Raw genomic sequence first — 16,715 nt, forward strand, 5'->3', positions numbered from 1 at the left:
CCCGAGCCATCCTCTGCAGGGAGGGCCTGCTGTTACCCGGCAGGAGGGGCCGCGCGGGTCTCCGTGGGCTCGTCACCCAGGATGAGGCCGGAGGCACGAGAGGCGGAGAGCATGAGGCTCTCGATCCAATCGCGATTGATGCTCGGCGTGCGCGAACCGCTGAAGTAGAAGCGGATGGGCACGCCGTTGTCGATCCAGATCGAGTGGCGGCCGCTGCCGCGCTCCATCGGAACGGACCAGGTCAGGAAGAAGTCCTCGCGCCGGCGCAGCTTCGTCGAGACGACGAGCTGGAGGTGGGCGAGAGTGCGATCGTCGAAATCGAACTCCTCGCCGTCGTAGTAGAGAGCGCCCACGTGTAACTCCGTCATCATCCAACGCCGCGAATGCGGCACGAGTGAACTTTACAGGCACTGTAGCCTTGGCGAGCGCCCCTGCTCGGGGCCGCCGACGAAGTGGAGTGGCTGGGTGATCATCAACAGACTGACTGTCGACGGCAAGGACTACTTCCTGCCGGATCCCGTCACCGAACTCAAGAACGAGATCCTCACGGCGATCAAGGCCGGTGGCGGTTATGTGAACATCCCGCCGCTGAAGTCGGGTGGCTCCGGCCTCGACATCCTGTTCTCGCCGGGCATGCCCGTCACCTGGACGAGACTCGACGTGGGCGGCGCCCCCGAGGCCGACGACATCGCGGCGGCGAACACCGACTTCGACCTCGACGTCTGAGGCCTAGACGGCCGCGTTCCGCCCGGCGATGAAGTCCTCGACCTCGAGCCGAGGCAGGGGAGGGGCGATGAGGTATCCCTGCACGCGATCGCAGTGCAGGCGCCGCACGCGCTCCATCTGCTGCTCGGTCTCGACACCCTCGGCGACGACGCGCAGGCCTCGGCGATGCACCAGATCGACGATCGCGTTCATCGCGCGCTGACCGGCCTCGCCCTCCTCCTGCACGATCGCCTGGTCGATCTTGAGCTCCGTCACCGGGAGGTTGATCACCTGCTCCACCGTGGAGTGCCCGGTGCCGAAGTCGTCGACCGAGATGCCGACTCCGAGCGCCCGCACCTTCGCGAGGTCGCGCACGGCGGCTTCGACGTCGGTGATCATCTGCGACTCCGTGATCTCGATCGTCAGCCGGCCCGGCCCGATGCCCTCACGGGCGTGGAACTCGTCGAGGTGGCCGAAGAAGCCCGGTGCCAGCTGAGTCGCCGACACGTTCACGGCGACCTCGATGGGGAGTCCGGCGCGCTGCCAGTCGGCTGCCAGACGGCATCCGTCCTCGATCATGAACCGGCCGATCGAATGGATGCTCCCGGTCTCCTCGGCAATGGGCACGAAGACGTCGGGGGCGATCGATCCGAGTTCCGGATGGCGCCACCGGCACAGCGCCTCCACCGCCACGACCAGTCCCGTGACCGTGTCGATCTGCGGCTGGTAGTGGGCCAGGATCTCCCCGCGATCGACCGCGAACTCGAGGTCGCGGGCGAGGCGTTCCTCGCTGTAGGCGGTGCGTGGGTTCATGAGCCTTACGATTCGTGGGCGGCGTTGCTCAATGGTGCGTGGCGGTGGTCCCCGGCGCAACCGGCCCGATGGCGGCTGCTCATGCTGTATGGTTCGCGGTCGACGTCCCGTGAGGGTGGTTGCGGTGCCGTGCGGCATCCGCCCGCCTGGAGCTGCCGAGACCGGGATCTCCGGCGTCGGGACCGCGGATGCCGCACCCCGAACGCCAGAAGCCGTCCCTCTTGTAGTACCGCTAAACTGGTTGAACCAGTCAGGCCCGCGTTCGTTGGGGGCTAGCAGAGCCGCCCCCGAAGGAATCAGACATGACGATCACCCAACCGCTCGACGCGAGCGTCCTGAGCCGCAACAACGTGAAGATCTCGGGGAATCCCGCGGGTAGACCGATCGTCTTCGCCCACGGTTTCGGATGCAGCCAGGAGATGTGGCGGCTCGTCGCCCCGGCCTTCGAGAGCGACTACAAGGTCGTGCTCTTCGACCACGTGGGAGCTGGGGGTTCGGACCTCACCGCCTACGACCGGTCGAAGTACGACTCGCTCCACGGCTACGCCGACGACGTGCTCGAGATCCTCGAGGCGCTCGACCTGAGCGACGCAGTGTACGTCGGTCACTCCGTGAGCGCAATGGTCGGTGTTCTGGCTTCCGCGCACGACTCGTCGCGGTTCGGGTCCCTGGTGCTCGTCGGTCCCTCACCGCGCTACGTGGATGACGTCGACTACACCGGCGGATTCAGCCAGGCCGACATCGACGGTCTGCTCGACGCACTCGATGCGAACTACCTCGGGTGGTCCTCGGATCTCGCGCCGCTGATCATGGGCAACAGCGAGCAGCCCGAGCTCGGCGAGGAACTCACGGCGAGCTTCTGCACCATCGACCCCGCGATCGCGCGTCACTTCGCGAGGGTCACCTTCAGCTCGGACAACCGCGACGACCTCAAGGACGTCGTGACGCCCACGCTGATCCTGCAGTGCAACGACGACATCATCGCGCCGCGCGTCGTCGGCGAGTTCGTGCACAGCCAGATCCCGGGCAGCCGCTTCGTGATGCTGGAGGCCACGGGTCACTGCCCGAACCTGTCGAGCCCTGACGAGGTCGTGAAGGAGATCCAGGGCTTCCTGCGATGACCGAGCTCGAGACCTCGTTCGAGGACCTCTACGAGCACGCGCCGTGCGGCCACATGTCGCTGACGACCGACGGCACGATCGTGCGGGTCAACCGCACCTTCCTCGACTGGACGGGCTATACCGCTGCCGAGCTCGTCGGCCGGCCGTTCGCCGACCTGCTCACGCGGGGCAGCCAGATCTTCGCCGAGACGCGCTACCTCCCGGTGCTCCTCCTCGAGGGCTCCGTGAAAGAGGTCGCCCTCACCATGGTGTGCGCAGACGGCTCCGGCCTGCCCACCCTGGTCAACTCGGTCGTGGTGGAGCAGACGAGGGACGAGCCCGGGCTCATCCGCACCGCCGTCTTCGACGCGACCGATCGCCAGAACTACGAGCGCGACCTGCTCACCTCCCGCCGCCAGGCCGAGGCATCCGAAGAGCACGTGCGCGTGCTCCAGCGAGCGTCGTCAGCCTTCGTCAGCAGCAGTTCGGAGGAGGAGCTGGCCCAGGCCATCGTCGAGAGCATGCGGCAGGGCTTCGCGGCGGCATCCGTCGCCGTGCTCCTCCCCGACGAAGCGGGGCAGCTGGCGCTGGTCGCCGGGGAACTCCCCGGAAGCGAGAGGGGCCCCGAGCTCGAGGCTCTCCACAGCGGGAAGGTGGTGGTGCTCGCCGATCGTCGCGCTGTGGGCGATCGCTACCCGGCGCTCGCCGATGAGCTGAGGTCCGCACGCCTCGAAGCCGTGACGGCGACGCCGCTGTCGTTCGAGGGGGCGACATCCGGTGTCGTGCTCTGCTACTTCGGCCGTGCGCGCTCCTTCGACGACGATGCCATCGAGCTGCAGGAGGCCGTGGCCAGGCAGGCCTCGGAAGCGCTGGCCCGCGTACGTCTGCAGCGACGCCTGGAACGGATGGCGCTCTTCGACCAGCTCACCGGGCTCGCCAACCGGCAGCTGCTCAAGGTGCGCCTCGAGGAGGCGCTCGCGACCGGGCAGCGCACCCACCATTCGACGGCGCTCATCTTCCTCGACCTCGACGGATTCAAGACCGTCAACGACGAGCTGGGGCACGTGGCGGGCGACGCTGTGCTGCGGGAGGTGGCGACGCGCCTGCGCTCGACGATCCGTCCGAGCGATGTGGCCGGCCGTTTCGGGGGCGATGAGTTCGTCATCATCTGCGAGGACGCAGACGTCGATGCCGCATCCGCCGTCGCCGAGAGACTCCGTGACGTCGTGGGTGTTCCCGTGCCCGGCATCCCCGACGAGTACTCGGTCTCGGCGAGTATCGGCGTCGCCGTGCACTCACCGGGGATATCGCAGTCGGTCACTCCCGACCGGCTGTTCGACCTCGCCGACACGGCGATGTACACGTCGAAGAACTCAGGGAAGAACCGCACGACGGCCGTCATCGTCGCCTGACGCGCGGCCTGCGAGTGCCCTGTCGCGTGACTCGGTCTCGCGGGGGACCTCAGGACCTGCGCCGTGGCCGAAGCTCGCGCAGTGCCTCGCGAAGTTCGCCCTCGACTCCGGCGGCGGATGGTCGCCGACCGGGATCGCGTGCCGTCATGCGGTCGATCAGCGATCGCCACGGCTCCGGCACGGTCTCGGCAGGCATGTCCGGCCCGCGATTCAGGCGAGCCATCGCCGAGGCGACCGGGATGCCGGGGAAGGCCCGGGTGCGGGTGAAGCACTCCAGCATCACGAGCCCGAGCGAGTAGATGTCGGATGCCGTGGTGAGGGGCTGGTTCCGCACCTGCTCCGGACTCAGGTAGGCGGGGGTTCCGGTGATGTTCTCCGACTGGAATACCGATGACTCCGTCGACACGGCGATGCCGAAATCAGTGAGCACGGCCCTCTCGCGGGAGTACTGAGTGCCGTAGTTCACGATCATCACGTTCGACGGGGTGATGTCGCGGTGGATCACGCCGTTCGCATGGATGTACTCGAGGGTCTCGGCCACTTCGTAGCCGAACTCACCGATCTCCCGCACCGAGATGGCCCGTTCGGCCAGTCTGTCGCGCAGGGTGGTGCCGCGCACCAACTGCATCACGAGGAACGGACGGGGATCGTCGGGGGCAGACGTGTCGACGCCGGCGTCGATGATCGAGACGACTCCGTGGTGGCTGAGCCCCGCGAGCATGCGGAGTTCCGCGCGGTAGGTCTCGACGTGCTCCTCGTTGCCGCCGCTGAACACCTTGATCGCCACGTCGCGGCCGAGGTACTCGTCGCGCCCACGGAAGACCGACGCCATGCCGCCACGGGCGATCAACGAGAGCGGCCTGTAGCGGTCGAGCAGCAGGGGGGCCGTCAGGGTTCGCTTCTGGGTGCTCACCCGCGCCTCCCGATCCATGGCATCACCTTATGGGCGAGCGGAAGCCGCGCAGAAGCCCGGACTGGGGGATTGACAAATCTCCCGCCGAGCAGCTCCGGATCACCACCCGCCCAGATAAGCCTCCACGTCCACCTCGTCGACGATCCGCTCGACACCGCTCGATCGCATCTCGAGGGTCGGCAGCGATTCGGCTTCCGGCCAGCGCGCCTGGCGGGTCCGCTCGCGTCGCGAGATCAGGCGCAGGAGCGCGGTGCCGTCGAGGTCGCACAGCACGACGGCGGCGACGCGACCGCCGTCGATGGCCTCGACGGCATCGACCAGCCCGCCGGGATGTACCCGCACGGGCGCCTCGATGGTGACGTCCGTTCGTACCCGATCGAATCGCTCCGACTCGACGCCCGTCGACGTGACGACAGCGGCACCGGGAAGCTCGGCGAGCACGGAATCCAGGCTCACGAAGCGCTGACCGGCCGATGCGTCGTCGGGCGGCCCGGAGACGGCGATGTCCACCCGTCCCGGTCGCATGCCCCGCCCGCGAGACCCGGGAACGGGGATGAGGTCGGAGAGGCGCAATGTCTCCTCGTTCTTGGCCGCGAGGTCCGCCGACTCGCGCCCAGCCTGATCGGGTCCGTCGTGCCAGGCGACGGCATCCGGCACATGAGCGAGGACGGCGCCGTGCAGCCAGGCCCGATACGCCCATTCCCAGTCCTCGCCGCCGTACGCGGTGAACGACTCGTCGAAGCCTCCGGTCTCGGCGAAGAAGCGGCGCGTGCACGCGATGACCGCTCCGACGACGAAGCGATAGCTGCGGTGGTCGGCCCTCAGCAGGGCTTCCGATTCACTGTAGGCATCGAGCAGCCACGTGGGCTCGGGCAACGCCCGCTCGGGTCCGATGACCTCGATCGCAGCGCTGGCAGGTGTGTCCTCGAGGTCGGCGTGCAGGCGGTGGCCCACGGTGACGCAGTCCCAGTTCAGGGCGGGCAGCCGCGAGATGGCCCGGAGGTAGTCCGGCTCCGGAGCGGTGTCGGCATCGAGGAACACGAGCACGTCGTGTGTGGCGGCGGTGAATCCCAGGTTGCGGGCTGCCGCCAGTCGGAATCCTCGATCGTCCTGCGTGATGAGCCGCACGTGGGGCGGCACTCGCGGCGACTCGGCGGATCCGTCATCGACGACGATGATCTCGACCGAGGCGCGCGGGTAGTCCTGCCGATCCAGCGCGTGGAGCGTGCGAGCGAGTTGCTCGGGTTGCTCGTAGTGGGCGACGATGACCGAGATCGACGGCAGCGTGGCCGGCGTCATCCCGTCGAGGAGGTCCCAGCGATTGCCGGGGAGGCCTCGATCGGGGTTGTACTGGGCGCTCACCGGAGGGCCAGCCCGGACCACCAGTCTCGATAGGCCAGAGCCGCATCGGAGAGAGTGGGACGCAGCGAGGTCCGCGGAGGCACGCGTGTCGAGTCGGGCGAACGCCACGCGTGCAGGAGGGCGTCCGAGAGATCCGACGGCGCGTACATCGTGAGCGTGCCGGGCCGGAGAGCGTCCATCTCCCTCGCATACCTCGAGGCGCGAACGAGTGGGCGGCGTCCCCGCTCGGCCCAGTCGCTCATCGACCGGGACGCCGACAGGTGCTGATGGGCAGCCACGGGGATGCCGTCCGCGGCGAGCCGGCGCTCGAACTCGTCGTCGTCGAGCACGCCGGTGACCTCGAGGTCGACGCCGAGTTCCCGAGCCTGCACTCGCAGCCGCTCCACGTCGGCCTCGTGCCCGCGTGACGGCCCGCCGATGGCGACGACCCGTGCTCCTTCGATCGGGGTGCCATCCGCGCGCAGACGCGAGACGACGGTCGCGGCAGCTTCGATGGCGTCGAGATGTCCCTTGCCCGGGTAGATGTAGCCGGCGATCAGCACGGTGAGACGGCCGGGAATCGGCGAACGCGGGTCGCTGCTGAGGGGAACCTCTGCGGTGGTTCCGAGCGGGATCACCGTCACGGATGCCGCCGGCAGGCCGAGGTGCTCGACGACGAGCTCGGCTTCATGCCGGCTGTTGACCACGACACCGTCGGATGCGTCGATGAATCGACCGTACGCGGCCGCCCTCCGCGCATAGGCGGAGCCGTCCGACCCCTGCGGCAGGTCGTGCAGGGTGATGGTGAGCCTGGTGAGGGCGGCGAGCTGCTCCACCGTCTCAGCCGCCTCCTCGGGAGTCGACCCGAAGAGCCTGTCGGTGACGTGGGCGTGCACACGGTCTGCGCCGACGACGGCCCGTGCCGCCGCAGCTCCATCCGCGACGACCATGGGCCGCCGCGCGAATCCGCCAGCCTCGGCGGCGGCGGCGAGGTCGCGCGCGTACCTCGTGACGCCGTGGCGCGACGGTCCGACGACCAGGAGGTCGGGCGCATCGGTGGCGGGCATCTGGCACATGCTTGTTCATCTCCCCCTCCACGTCAAGGCCCATTCGGCTCAGCGGCGGCAGACATACGGTTGGCCGTGCGTCACGACCCTGTACGCACGACCAGAGAGGTACAACATGCTTCCGACGGTCTCCCCGATGCCGGTCGCCGATGACGCCCGGGCCCTGGATCTGCCAGGCAGCGCAAGGACGATCACAGTCGTCTCCGTTCCCTCATCGCACCCCTATGTCGACAGCGTCACTGCATCTCCAGATGTGCGGATCCTCCGACTCGACGGCGCCGACGCCCGGGAGTCGGCCTGGCTGCCGTCCGCAGCCCTCGATCCCGAGTGGATACGGCAGCACGCTCGCGATGCCGACCTGCTCCACATCCACTTCGGCACCGAGTCGTTCGAGCCGGCACGGATCGCGGCGTGCATCGATGCCGCCCACGAGGTCGGCTGGCCGGTGGTGTTCACCGTGCACGACCTCGAGCATCCGCAACTGCTCGACCAGGCGTCGTATCGCGCGCAGCTCGACGTGCTGGTCCCGGGCGCAGACGCCGTCATCACGTTGACCGACGGGGCCGCTGCCGAGATCCGACGACGCTGGCGACGTCCGTCGGTCGTGTCGCCGCATCCGTCGGTGCTGTCGGCAGACGCGTCGACGCCTCGAGTCCTGTCTTCAGAACACTTCCGAGTGGGGATGCACCTGAAGGACCTGCGCCCCAACGTCGATGGAGTGGGGATGGTCGAAGCCCTCGTCTCGGCGGTGGAGTCGGTCGCGACCGCGGGAGTGGATGTTCTCGCCGAGGTGAGGATGCACCGCACCGTACGGGATCCAGCGTCCCGCGACGCCGTGCGTGAGATCACGGGACGCACCGATCGCGTCCTGCTGATCGAGCACGAGCGCCTCGACGACCAGGAGCTCGTGGATGTGCTCTCGCGCATGGACGCCTGCGTGCTCCCGTACAGCCACGGAACCCATTCCGGATGGTTGGAGCTGTGCTGGGACCTCGCTGTCCCGGTCATCGCCCCGCGCGTGGGCTTCTACTCCGCGCAGCACCCGGACGGGAGCGCCCGATCGTTCGATGTCGAGGCCGGCGGAGAGTCCTTGGCTGCCGCGATCCATGCCGTGGCCCGGGGACAGGACGCCACGCGAGCGGGTTCGGTGGAGCGGGCACGGCAGATCAGCGCCCGAGGTGCGATCCGGGCGGTCGATGACGCCACGACAGCCAGCGATCACGAGGCTCTCTACCGTCGCCTGATCGCGGAGCGCCGGACATGAGCGGCCTCGTACCGCTGCGCGTCGTGGTCGTCGCCCCTCTCCGGTTCCCCATCCGTCGACCGCATGCCGGTGGCCTCGAGTCGGCCGTGTGGAACGAGGTGGACCAGCTGCGGGCCCGCGGCCACGACGTGACGCTCATCGCGGCCGAGGGTTCCGACTGGCTGGGCGAACCGAGCGATTTCACGATCCCCGCAATGACCTGGCCCGGCGCATCCAGACCGACAGACGACACCTATCCGCCGAGCTACGCGGCCCGCTCCGTCCCAGCACTCGGTCGCGCCCTCGACCGGATCGCCGCGACCGCGGCCGACTACGACGTGATCTCGAATCACTGCCTGCACGGCCTGCCCCTCGAGAGAGCCGGGGGTCTGGGCGTGCCCATGGTCTCCACCCTGCACACGCCGGTCGACGACGAACTGGTGGCGTCGCATGCTGCGGCCTCCGGGCGGCGCAGCGAGTTCCTGTCCGTCAGTGAGCACACCCGTCGCCAGTGGGCGGATGCCGGAATCGAATCGACGGTTCTGGCGAACGCCGTGGACCCGCAGGCATGGCCGCTGGGTCCCGGGGGTCCCGACCTCGTCTGGTTCGGTCGGATCGTTCCCGAGAAGGCCCCGCACCTCGCCATCGAGGTCGCCGAGCGGCTCGGACGGGGTCTGGTCATAGCCGGACGGATCGGTGACGAGCTGTATGCGGATCGCGCCGTGCTGTCGCGGGTCGGCGGCGGCATCAGGTACGTCGGTCAACTGGCCCCGAGCGAGCTCGCCACGCTCGTCGGTCGTAGCGCTGCGCTGATCGCGACGCCGGTGTGGGAAGAACCGTTCGGCCTGGTGGCACCGGAGGCGCTCATGTCGGGCACGCCCGTCGTCAGCTTCGCGATGGGCGGTGTGTCCGAGATCGCCGCCGGGTCCGTCGGGATGGTGACAGTGCCATCGGGCGATGTGTCCGCGATGGCGAAGCGCGTGGAGCACATGATCGGCCGTGCGTTCCGGGAGCCGGGATTCCGTCCGGCCATCCGCAACAGCGCGGAGGCCCGGTTCTCCCTGCCGGCCCGCATCGCGGCGCTCGAGCGCAGGTTCCGATCGATGGTCGGCGACAGTGAGAGCTCCTCGGAGCGGGCGGCATGATTCGCCCGCGCATAGCGTGGTACGTGCACCATCACGGCCGCGGACACGTCGGGCGCCTCCTGGCGATCGCACCGTACCTGCGCGCCGACGTCTCCTGCTTCAGCTCGCTGCCGAGGCCCGACGACCTTCCCGACAACTGCCAGTGGACTCAGCTCGAGCGCGACGACGGCGTCGAGCCCGACCGCGCGCTTCCCGGTGGTGACCGAGACCCGACGGCCCGTGGACTCCTCCACTGGGCACCGCTGCTGCACGACGGGCACCGCCGACGGCTGACGGTCATCGCGGCCGAACTGGAGAGGCATCCGGTCAGCGCCTTCGTGGTCGACGTATCGGTGGAGGTCACGGTCCTCGCTCGCCTGCTCGGGATACCGCCCGTGCTCATCACCCAGCCGGGGCGGCGCGACGATGCCGCCCACCAGCTCGCATTCGGACTGGCGACGAAGGTGATCGCGCCGTGGCCCGAGGAACTGCTGCGGCCGGATCACCTGTCCGCGTTCCCCCATGTGGTCTACGTGGGCGGCATCAGCCGCCACGACGGACGAGGTCCTGAGCCCGTCGAGCGCTCCGGAGTCCTGGTGCTCGGGGGAGCGGGCGGATCGAGCGTGACCGCGGCATCCGTCGCCTCAGCCGAAGCTGCGACATCGGGGCAGCGCTGGTCGGCCCTCGGGATGTCTGGGGGTCGTGACTGGGTCGCCGATCCGTGGCCCGACATGGCTGCGGCCGACGTCGTCATCGCGTGGGCCGGCCAGAACTCCATCGCCGATCTGGCAGCGGTCGGAGCCCGTGCTGTCGTGATCCCTCAGCCGCGACCGTTCGCGGAGCAGGCTGACACGGCGGATGCCGTCAAGAGGGCCGGGCTCGCGATCGTGGAATCCGAGTGGCCGGAACCCGCCGAGTGGGGGCGCATCCTCGACGAGGCTCGCGCCCTGCAGCCGGACTGGGCGCGCTGGCGCACGCGAGGCGCCGCGGAGCGCGCGGCGATCGAGATCGCAGCCGTGGCGCGAGGGGACGCGGCGTGATCACCGTCGTGACACTGTGCTCGACCGAGCGAGTGGGCCACGTGCGCGCACAACTCGCGGCACTCGGCCGTGAGTCGGATCTCGACACCATCGTCGTCTGGGTGGGAGCTGACGGCCCTCCCTCGCTCGATGCCGGCGTCGTGCTGCACATGCCCCCGGCGCCGCTCGGGCTCCGCCTGGCGGCTGCACGCAACGCCGGGGCGGATGCCGCGGTCACCGCCGGAGCCGACCTCCTGATCTTCCTCGACGCCGATTGCGTGCCCGGGCCTGAGCTGGTGGCTCGATATCGCGACGCTGCGCAGTGGCATCCGGAGGCAGTGCTGTGCGGCCCCGTGACGTACCTGCCGCCGGGAGTCGACGTGTCGCGACCGGACGCCCTCATGGAGGCGACCCACCCGCATGCCGCCCGGCCCTCTCCTGCAGCCGGCTCCATCGAGCTCGCCACCGGAGGGGAGTATCCGCTGTTCTGGTCGTTGTCGTTCGCTATGACGGCCGAGCTCTGGGCGACATCACGCCGCTTCGACGAGCGGTTCGAGGGCTACGGCGGCGAGGACACGGACTTCGCCTTCGGGCTGCGCGACGCCGGGATCCCTCTGGCGTGGGTGGGCGGAGCCCACGCATACCACCAGCACCACCCGACGAGCTCCCCGCCGTGGCAGCATGTCGACGACATCCTGCGCAACGGCCGCCTCTTCGCCGACAGGTGGGGGGAATGGCCGATGACGGGCTGGCTGGCCGACTTCGAATCGGCCGGGGTCGTGCGCCGACGCGGTTCCGGCTGGGTCAGGGCCTGACAGGCCCGAGGAGATCGTCGGCAGCAAGCGTGAGGTCGGCGGCGATCCGGTCGGGGGCGAATCGGCTCACCTCGGCCTGACCCGCCAGCCCCAGGGCGGTGCCGTATGCCGGGTCGCCGATGATTCGACTGATGGCGCTCGCCAATGCGGCAGGGTCGGCCGGCGGAACCATCAGGCAGTCGACGCCGCTGGTGCAGAAGTCGTCGAAGCCGCTGCCCGTCGTGCAGATCAGGGGAGCTCCGACCGACTTCACCTCGAGGGCGACGTTCCCGAATCCCTCCCAGAGCGACGGGCAGATCGTCACCGCGGCCTCCCCGATCGCCCGGTAGAGCTCGTCGCCGCCGACGTGCCCGAGCCAGGTGACCTGACTGCGCGACGCCGTCGGAAGGTAGCCGAGCAGCTCGTCGCGATCCGGTTCGAAGCGTCTGTCGCCACTCGACCCGGCCAACACGAGTCGGGCCGATGGCACCTGCGCCGCGACCATCGCGAAGGCCTTCAGGGCATCGACGACTCCCTTCCGTCGTTCGAGGCGACCGAGGAAGAGCACGACCGGGCCGTCGGATCGCGACCAGCGGTCGGGAAGCTCGGCTGAGTGCGCTGCCCTCTCGACGCGGGTGACCTCGATGCAGTTCCACACGACGCGCAACGGAGGCAGCTTCGCGAACGAGCCCGTCGTCCACCTCGCCATGGCCTGCGAGATCGCGATGAGCCCGGCGGACCGGCGGATCTGCCGGTCCTCCAGCCTGTTCTGCACGGCGACCGCGAGGCGCGTCGATGGCGGAAGGTCGCGGGGCCGGAGGTGGGCGACTTCGTTCGAGAGCCGCATGCTCGTGGCCAGGTTCGTCAGCAGCGGGGCTCGGGAGGGGAGGGCCGCACCGAGGCCGCTCCACTCCGGTGCGAACACCCGGTCGTAGGTCCCCGCTGCATACGCCCGACGCACCCGGAGTGCCATCAGAAGCAGCGCGATGATGCGGGGCAACCGCCGACCGATGCGAAGGCTTCGGAGCGTCACGCCGGCGTCATCCGTCTCCCGAAGGAGAGCGCTGTCGGAGAAGACCAGGACATCCACGTCGATCCCGCGGCGCGCGAGGGCCGGCACGAGTGCGGCGTAGTGGCGACCGATGCCGCCCGTGTAGGCCGTGACGCCGGCGTACTCGGTCACCGGGACCAGCCATCGTTCTCGTGGGGCCATCACCGGTATCGCCTCGGAACGGCCCAGTGCTCGCCGAAGGTCGCATCGAAGCTCTCGGGCTCGAACGGGCTGTCACCGCCGGCGGGGTAGCTGGTGAGCTCCCCGAACACGATTCTGTCGCCCAGGTCGTACAGGTCGACCCTCACGAAGTCGGTCCCGGACCCCAGGCGCTCGGCCAAGGCGATCATCTCGGCGAGCCTCGCTGGACGCGGAGGTGGTGGCACGGCCCAAGCCGGCCCACCGCTCATCGGGAGGTGGCGCCATGAGCGGTCGTGGAAGTCCTGTGTCCTGTCACCGAATCGACCGGCGTCGACCTGCACGTACTCGCATCGGCCGTGGAAGACGAAGAACTTGTAGTCATCCGGGATGCCGCCGGTCGTCGTGGTCAGGAACTCCTCGACGATGATCCTCGGCGGAACGCGACTGTAGGCCCACTCCCGGTTGGGTCCCTGACCGTAGACCTGGCCGAGCCAGTGGTGGCCGATGGCGACCAGCTGCTCCGGCGGGGCCGCGGCAGGCTGCACGTGCCGATAGACCCAGCTCTCCGACGCTGCGGGAAGTCGGGTGTCCGGCGCCGCGTCCGGGGAGATCACGATCGCAGCACCGCTCCCGTGCGTCGGCTTGAGGACGGCTGCGTCGGGCAATGCGAGGTCCATGAGTCGCTTCGGGTCGTCGAGGATCGCATAGGCGCGGGGGAGCACCCTCTCCCCGACGAGCGCGGCGACATGGGCGCGCACTGCCGCCTTGTCGGCGAAGGTCACAATGAGCGGCCGGTGATCGCGGAGCATCTTGTAGCGCACCTTCTCCGTGAAGGTGCGAGGGCTCCGGGTCGCCCAGAGACGTCGCATCCGCACGATACGACTGCGCTCGGCACGGGGAATCTCGTCCCATTTCATCGGAGAGCCTCTCGTCACGGCCGTGTCGCCCAGCGGTGGATGGTTGTCAAGCCTCAGCACCGACTCGTCGGGCCACGTAGCCTCGGAGCCAACAGATGGGGTGCTCAGATGAGTTCGATGTTCTACGGCGAGACAGGCACCGAGATCGTCGTGGCAGATGATCTCGTGGTGCATCTGCGCGCGACCACCACCGAGAAGATGCAGCGCGGTGAGCGCTTCCTGCTGTCGTGGCATGAGCCGGACATCGTGGGGGACGGGACGAGCTCCGTGTGGCTGGACCCGTCGATCCCGGTGCGGTACCACGTGGACAGCGGGGTGGACGACTCGATCGATCGCACCTGGGTCGAGGCGATGGTCGCCGCCGCCTCATCGGACGGAGGCCTCCTGATCGGCTCGGTCCCGAGGCCTCCCCAGGACTGAGCACCATCGATCAGGGCTGGATCACGACCTTGATGCATCCGTCTTCCTTCTCGTTGAAGGTGTCGTACATGGCGGGCGCTTCGTCGAGACGCACACGATGCGTGACGAGGTCCTCCACTCCGAGCGGATCACTCGGGTCCTCGACGAGCGGAAGGAGCTCATCGCGCCAGGAGTGCACGTTGCACTGGCCCATGCGCAGGGCGATCTGCTTGTCGAACATCGTCACCAGCGGCATGGGATCGGCAGCGCCGGCGTATACGCCGCTGAGCGAGACGGTTCCGCCGCGCTGGACAGCGTCGATGGCGAGGTGGAGGGCTGCCAGACGGTCGACGCCTGCCTTCTTCATCAGCGGCTTGGCGATGGCGTCGGGGAGCACACCGACAGCGGACTGGACGAACGACGTTCCCGGGTTGCCGTGGGCCTCCATGCCCACCGCGTCGACCACAGAGTGCGGTCCGCGACCGTCGGTTGCGTCTCGCAGTTCCGAGAGGATGTCGTCGGTGAGGTCGAAGGTCTCGATTCCGTGCCGCTCGGCCATGGCCCGGCGCTCGGGGACGGGGTCGACGGCGATCACGCGGTGACCCAGGTGGCGCCCGATGCGCGCGGCGAACTGACCGACGGGCCCGAGCCCGAGCACGGCCAGGGTGCCACCCTCGGGAACGTGCGCGTACTGCACGCCCTGCCAGGCCGTCGGAAGGATGTCACTCAGGAAGAGGTAGCGCTCGTCGGCCAGTTCCTCGCCGACCTTGTAGGCGTTGAAGTCGGCTCGGCGCACCCGCAGGAACTCGGCCTGTCCTCCGGGAACCGAACCGTAGAGCTCGGAGAACCCGTACAGGTCGGCTCCGCTGCCGCTCTGGTGGTTCTGGGTGGTCTCGCACTGGCTCGTCAGCCCCTTGCGACACATGTAGCACTCACCGCAGGCGATGACGAAGGGGATGACCACCCTGTCGCCGACGGCGAGGGTCGCGACGGCGGAGCCGACCTCGACGACGATGCCCATCGGCTCGTGGCCGAGCACGTCGCCCTTGTCGAGGAACGCACCGAGCACGTTGTACAGGTGCAGGTCCGATCCGCAGATGGCCGATGACGTGATGCGGATGATCGCATCCGTCGGCTCCTCGATACGAGGGTCGGGGACCTCCTCAACGCTCACCTTGCCGGTCGACTGCCATGTCAGAGCTCTCATGCTCCGAGTAGACGCCCTTTCGCGGATGACCGCGCAGGGGTTGACAGGACGGTTCGCAGCCCGTTCGGCGTTGTCCGAAGGCTAGATCGACCTCCGCTGCGCCGCCAGCGGGCAGTCGAAGGGATCGCGTTCGCCCAGGCCGACACGATTGATGTGACGGATGACGATGCCGTAGCTCTCCCAGAGTCCCGTGAGCATGTAGGAGACGTCCTTCTGGCGGCAGTACTCGGCGATCATCGGCGCTGCGCGGTGCAGGTGGGGCCGGGGCATCGACGGGAAGAGGTGGTGCTCGATCTGATAGTTGAGCCCGCCCATGAGCACGTCGACGAATCGACCGCCGCGGATGTTGCGGCTCATGAGCACCTGGCGGCGGAGGAAGTCGAGCTTCGTGTTTTTCGGAACTATCGGCATGCCCTTGTGGTTCGGCGCGAACGATGCCCCCATGTAGAACCCGAACAAGCCGAGTTGCACGCCGAGGAAGGCGGCGGCTACGCCGGGGGAGAGCACGAGGAAGACGAGGGTGAGATATCCGCCGAGCCGCAGGACGAGGAAGGTGATCTCGACCCAGCGGCGATCGACGTGCTCCCGGGCGAACACGCGTCGCACGCTCGACGCGTGCAGCGAGAGTCCCTCGAGCAGGAGGATCGGGAAGAAGAACACGCCCTGGTGTGCGATCAGCCAGGTCGTGACGGCGTTGCGCCTGCGCTCGACCTGTTCGTGCGTGAAGGAGATCACCGGGAGGTCGATGTCGGGATCGCTGCCCTCCTTGTTCGGGTTGGAGTGATGCCTGGTGTGCTTGTGCTGCCACCATCCGTAGCTCATGCCGACGAAGAGGTTTCCGAGGATCAGGCTCGTCCAGTCGTTCCACTTCCCCGAGACGAAGATCTGCCTGTGTGCAGCGTCGTGGCCGAGGAAGGCCGTCTGGGTGAACATCACCGCGAAACCTGCCGCCATGAAGAGCTGCCACCAGGTGTCGCCGATCAGTACGAACGCGATGCCCGCCACCAGGAAGACCAGCGGGACGGCGCAGAGCTTCGTCCAGTAGTACCCGTAGCGACGGCGCATGAGCCCGGACTGGAGCACCATCCGCGACAGTTCGGTGTAATCGTTGGCGATGACGCGCGGCGTGCGCGGCGTGCTCCCGGAGCCGGGGTCCGGGTCGCCGGCATTCGCGCGAATGGTGATTGTCATCCGACCCTCCGGCCTGCGGACCAGCGATGTGGTCGACGCGATGCCGGGGTCTGGGACAACTGTCTTGAGTCTACGTGAGATCTCGTGAGCTGAGCCGGTGAGTATTCCCCGAGGGCGGGCCGACTTCGCCCATTCCCTTTCCGATCCGCGGATTCCGATCCGCGTGCGCGATACATCGCGTTCCCGAATTCCGCAATCCCTATTCGGGGGAGGCCCAGGCCCCGCACTCTTACTCCACCCCTGACGCCGCGTGATCGGCCACCGACCATCGGCGTCAC

Annotated in this window: 17 protein-coding genes; 8 read left to right on the forward strand and 9 right to left on the reverse strand. The window is 68.6% G+C overall.

Annotated elements, in window-relative coordinates:
• Positions 1 to 32 precede the first annotated feature (32 nt).
• Positions 33 to 353 carry a DUF7882 family protein gene (locus AADV74_RS00840; RefSeq protein ID WP_342110876.1) on the reverse strand — a complete coding sequence of 107 codons (321 nt, stop codon included), beginning with the start codon at positions 351 to 353 and terminating at the stop codon, positions 33 to 35.
• A 112-nt stretch (positions 354 to 465) separates the two neighbouring features.
• Here AADV74_RS00840 and AADV74_RS00845 point away from each other — a divergent pair, with 112 nt between their 5' ends.
• Positions 466 to 726, forward strand: a complete 261-nt coding sequence (locus AADV74_RS00845) for a hypothetical protein (protein WP_342110878.1) — start codon at positions 466 to 468, stop codon at positions 724 to 726.
• 3 nt (positions 727 to 729) lie between these two features.
• On the opposite strand, the gene AADV74_RS00850 is transcribed toward AADV74_RS00845, so the two are convergent.
• Positions 730 to 1,518, reverse strand: a complete 789-nt coding sequence (locus tag AADV74_RS00850; protein WP_342110880.1) for an EAL domain-containing protein — start codon at positions 1,516 to 1,518, stop codon at positions 730 to 732.
• Positions 1,519 to 1,820: 302 nt separating this feature from the next.
• Here AADV74_RS00850 and AADV74_RS00855 point away from each other — a divergent pair, with 302 nt between their 5' ends.
• On the forward strand, positions 1,821 to 2,639 hold the full coding sequence (locus AADV74_RS00855; protein ID WP_342110882.1) for an alpha/beta fold hydrolase: 819 nt from the start codon (positions 1,821 to 1,823) through the stop codon (positions 2,637 to 2,639).
• Positions 2,636 to 4,030: a sensor domain-containing protein gene (locus AADV74_RS00860; RefSeq protein ID WP_342110884.1), complete on the forward strand. Its 1,395-nt coding sequence runs from the start codon at positions 2,636 to 2,638 to the stop codon at positions 4,028 to 4,030. Before AADV74_RS00855 ends, AADV74_RS00860 begins: the two co-directional genes overlap by 4 nt.
• A 49-nt stretch (positions 4,031 to 4,079) precedes the next feature.
• On the opposite strand, the gene AADV74_RS00865 is transcribed toward AADV74_RS00860, so the two are convergent.
• The 3 genes from AADV74_RS00865 to AADV74_RS00875 form a co-directional block, all read right to left on the reverse strand.
• Positions 4,080 to 4,943, reverse strand: a complete 864-nt coding sequence (locus AADV74_RS00865; protein WP_342110886.1) for a serine/threonine-protein kinase — start codon at positions 4,941 to 4,943, stop codon at positions 4,080 to 4,082.
• 99 nt (positions 4,944 to 5,042) lie between these two features.
• Positions 5,043 to 6,305, reverse strand: coding sequence for a glycosyltransferase family 2 protein (locus AADV74_RS00870; RefSeq protein WP_342110888.1), 1,263 nt, complete (start codon positions 6,303 to 6,305; stop codon positions 5,043 to 5,045).
• Positions 6,302 to 7,351: a glycosyltransferase gene (locus AADV74_RS00875; protein WP_342110891.1), complete on the reverse strand. Its 1,050-nt coding sequence runs from the start codon at positions 7,349 to 7,351 to the stop codon at positions 6,302 to 6,304. Before AADV74_RS00875 ends, AADV74_RS00870 begins: the two co-directional genes overlap by 4 nt.
• Before the next feature lie 253 nt (positions 7,352 to 7,604).
• Here AADV74_RS00875 and AADV74_RS00880 point away from each other — a divergent pair, with 253 nt between their 5' ends.
• The 4 genes from AADV74_RS00880 to AADV74_RS00895 are packed head-to-tail and all read left to right on the forward strand — an operon-like array spanning position 7,605 to position 11,552.
• On the forward strand, positions 7,605 to 8,615 hold the full coding sequence (locus AADV74_RS00880; protein ID WP_342110893.1) for a glycosyltransferase: 1,011 nt from the start codon (positions 7,605 to 7,607) through the stop codon (positions 8,613 to 8,615).
• On the forward strand, positions 8,612 to 9,739 hold the full coding sequence (locus AADV74_RS00885; RefSeq protein WP_342110895.1) for a glycosyltransferase: 1,128 nt from the start codon (positions 8,612 to 8,614) through the stop codon (positions 9,737 to 9,739). Before AADV74_RS00880 ends, AADV74_RS00885 begins: the two co-directional genes overlap by 4 nt.
• On the forward strand, positions 9,736 to 10,758 hold the full coding sequence (locus AADV74_RS00890; protein WP_342110897.1) for a glycosyltransferase: 1,023 nt from the start codon (positions 9,736 to 9,738) through the stop codon (positions 10,756 to 10,758). Before AADV74_RS00885 ends, AADV74_RS00890 begins: the two co-directional genes overlap by 4 nt.
• Positions 10,755 to 11,552 (forward strand): glycosyltransferase family 2 protein, encoded by a 798-nt coding sequence (locus tag AADV74_RS00895; protein WP_342110899.1) that lies wholly within the window; start codon positions 10,755 to 10,757, stop codon positions 11,550 to 11,552. Before AADV74_RS00890 ends, AADV74_RS00895 begins: the two co-directional genes overlap by 4 nt.
• Here the strand turns inward: AADV74_RS00895 and AADV74_RS00900 are convergent.
• Positions 11,542 to 12,714, reverse strand: coding sequence for a glycosyltransferase family 4 protein (locus tag AADV74_RS00900; protein WP_342110901.1), 1,173 nt, complete (start codon positions 12,712 to 12,714; stop codon positions 11,542 to 11,544). The two genes, AADV74_RS00895 and AADV74_RS00900, sit on opposite strands and share 11 nt — an antisense overlap.
• Positions 12,715 to 12,743: 29 nt before the next feature.
• Positions 12,744 to 13,640 carry an ATP-grasp fold amidoligase family protein gene (locus tag AADV74_RS00905; protein ID WP_342110903.1) on the reverse strand — a complete coding sequence of 299 codons (897 nt, stop codon included), beginning with the start codon at positions 13,638 to 13,640 and terminating at the stop codon, positions 12,744 to 12,746.
• Between the two features lie 108 nt (positions 13,641 to 13,748).
• Here AADV74_RS00905 and AADV74_RS00910 point away from each other — a divergent pair, with 108 nt between their 5' ends.
• Complete coding sequence (locus AADV74_RS00910) at positions 13,749 to 14,060, forward strand: DUF7882 family protein (RefSeq protein ID WP_342110906.1); 312 nt, start codon at positions 13,749 to 13,751, stop codon at positions 14,058 to 14,060.
• Between the two features lie 10 nt (positions 14,061 to 14,070).
• Here the strand turns inward: AADV74_RS00910 and AADV74_RS00915 are convergent, their stop codons facing one another.
• Together AADV74_RS00915 and AADV74_RS00920 are read right to left on the reverse strand one after the other, a co-directional pair.
• The gene (locus AADV74_RS00915) at positions 14,071 to 15,246 is read right to left on the reverse strand and encodes an alcohol dehydrogenase catalytic domain-containing protein (protein ID WP_342110907.1); all 1,176 of its coding nucleotides are present in this window, start codon (positions 15,244 to 15,246) and stop codon (positions 14,071 to 14,073) included.
• 81 nt (positions 15,247 to 15,327) lie between these two features.
• Positions 15,328 to 16,437, reverse strand: a complete 1,110-nt coding sequence (locus AADV74_RS00920; RefSeq protein ID WP_342110909.1) for a fatty acid desaturase family protein — start codon at positions 16,435 to 16,437, stop codon at positions 15,328 to 15,330.
• Positions 16,438 to 16,715: the final 278 nt, after the last annotated feature.

The sequence above is a fragment of the Leifsonia stereocauli genome, assembly GCF_038432415.1.
In the GTDB taxonomy this organism is placed as follows: domain Bacteria; phylum Actinomycetota; class Actinomycetes; order Actinomycetales; family Microbacteriaceae; genus Orlajensenia; species Orlajensenia stereocauli.

What these genes read in the sequence shown, in the direction of transcription:
- AADV74_RS00850 (WP_342110880.1), bottom strand. Translation starts at nt 1,518, where the DNA reads ATGAACCCACGCACCGCCTACAGCGAGGAACGCCTCGCCCGCGACCTC.
- AADV74_RS00855 (WP_342110882.1), top strand. Translation starts at nt 1,821, where the DNA reads ATGACGATCACCCAACCGCTCGACGCGAGCGTCCTGAGCCGCAACAAC.
- AADV74_RS00860 (WP_342110884.1), top strand. Translation starts at nt 2,636, where the DNA reads ATGACCGAGCTCGAGACCTCGTTCGAGGACCTCTACGAGCACGCGCCG.
- AADV74_RS00875 (WP_342110891.1), bottom strand. Translation starts at nt 7,351, where the DNA reads ATGCCCGCCACCGATGCGCCCGACCTCCTGGTCGTCGGACCGTCGCGC.
- AADV74_RS00885 (WP_342110895.1), top strand. Translation starts at nt 8,612, where the DNA reads ATGAGCGGCCTCGTACCGCTGCGCGTCGTGGTCGTCGCCCCTCTCCGG.
- AADV74_RS00890 (WP_342110897.1), top strand. Translation starts at nt 9,736, where the DNA reads ATGATTCGCCCGCGCATAGCGTGGTACGTGCACCATCACGGCCGCGGA.
- AADV74_RS00905 (WP_342110903.1), bottom strand. Translation starts at nt 13,640, where the DNA reads ATGAAATGGGACGAGATTCCCCGTGCCGAGCGCAGTCGTATCGTGCGG.
- AADV74_RS00910 (WP_342110906.1), top strand. Translation starts at nt 13,749, where the DNA reads ATGAGTTCGATGTTCTACGGCGAGACAGGCACCGAGATCGTCGTGGCA.
- AADV74_RS00915 (WP_342110907.1), bottom strand. Translation starts at nt 15,246, where the DNA reads ATGAGAGCTCTGACATGGCAGTCGACCGGCAAGGTGAGCGTTGAGGAG.
- AADV74_RS00920 (WP_342110909.1), bottom strand. Translation starts at nt 16,437, where the DNA reads ATGACAATCACCATTCGCGCGAATGCCGGCGACCCGGACCCCGGCTCC.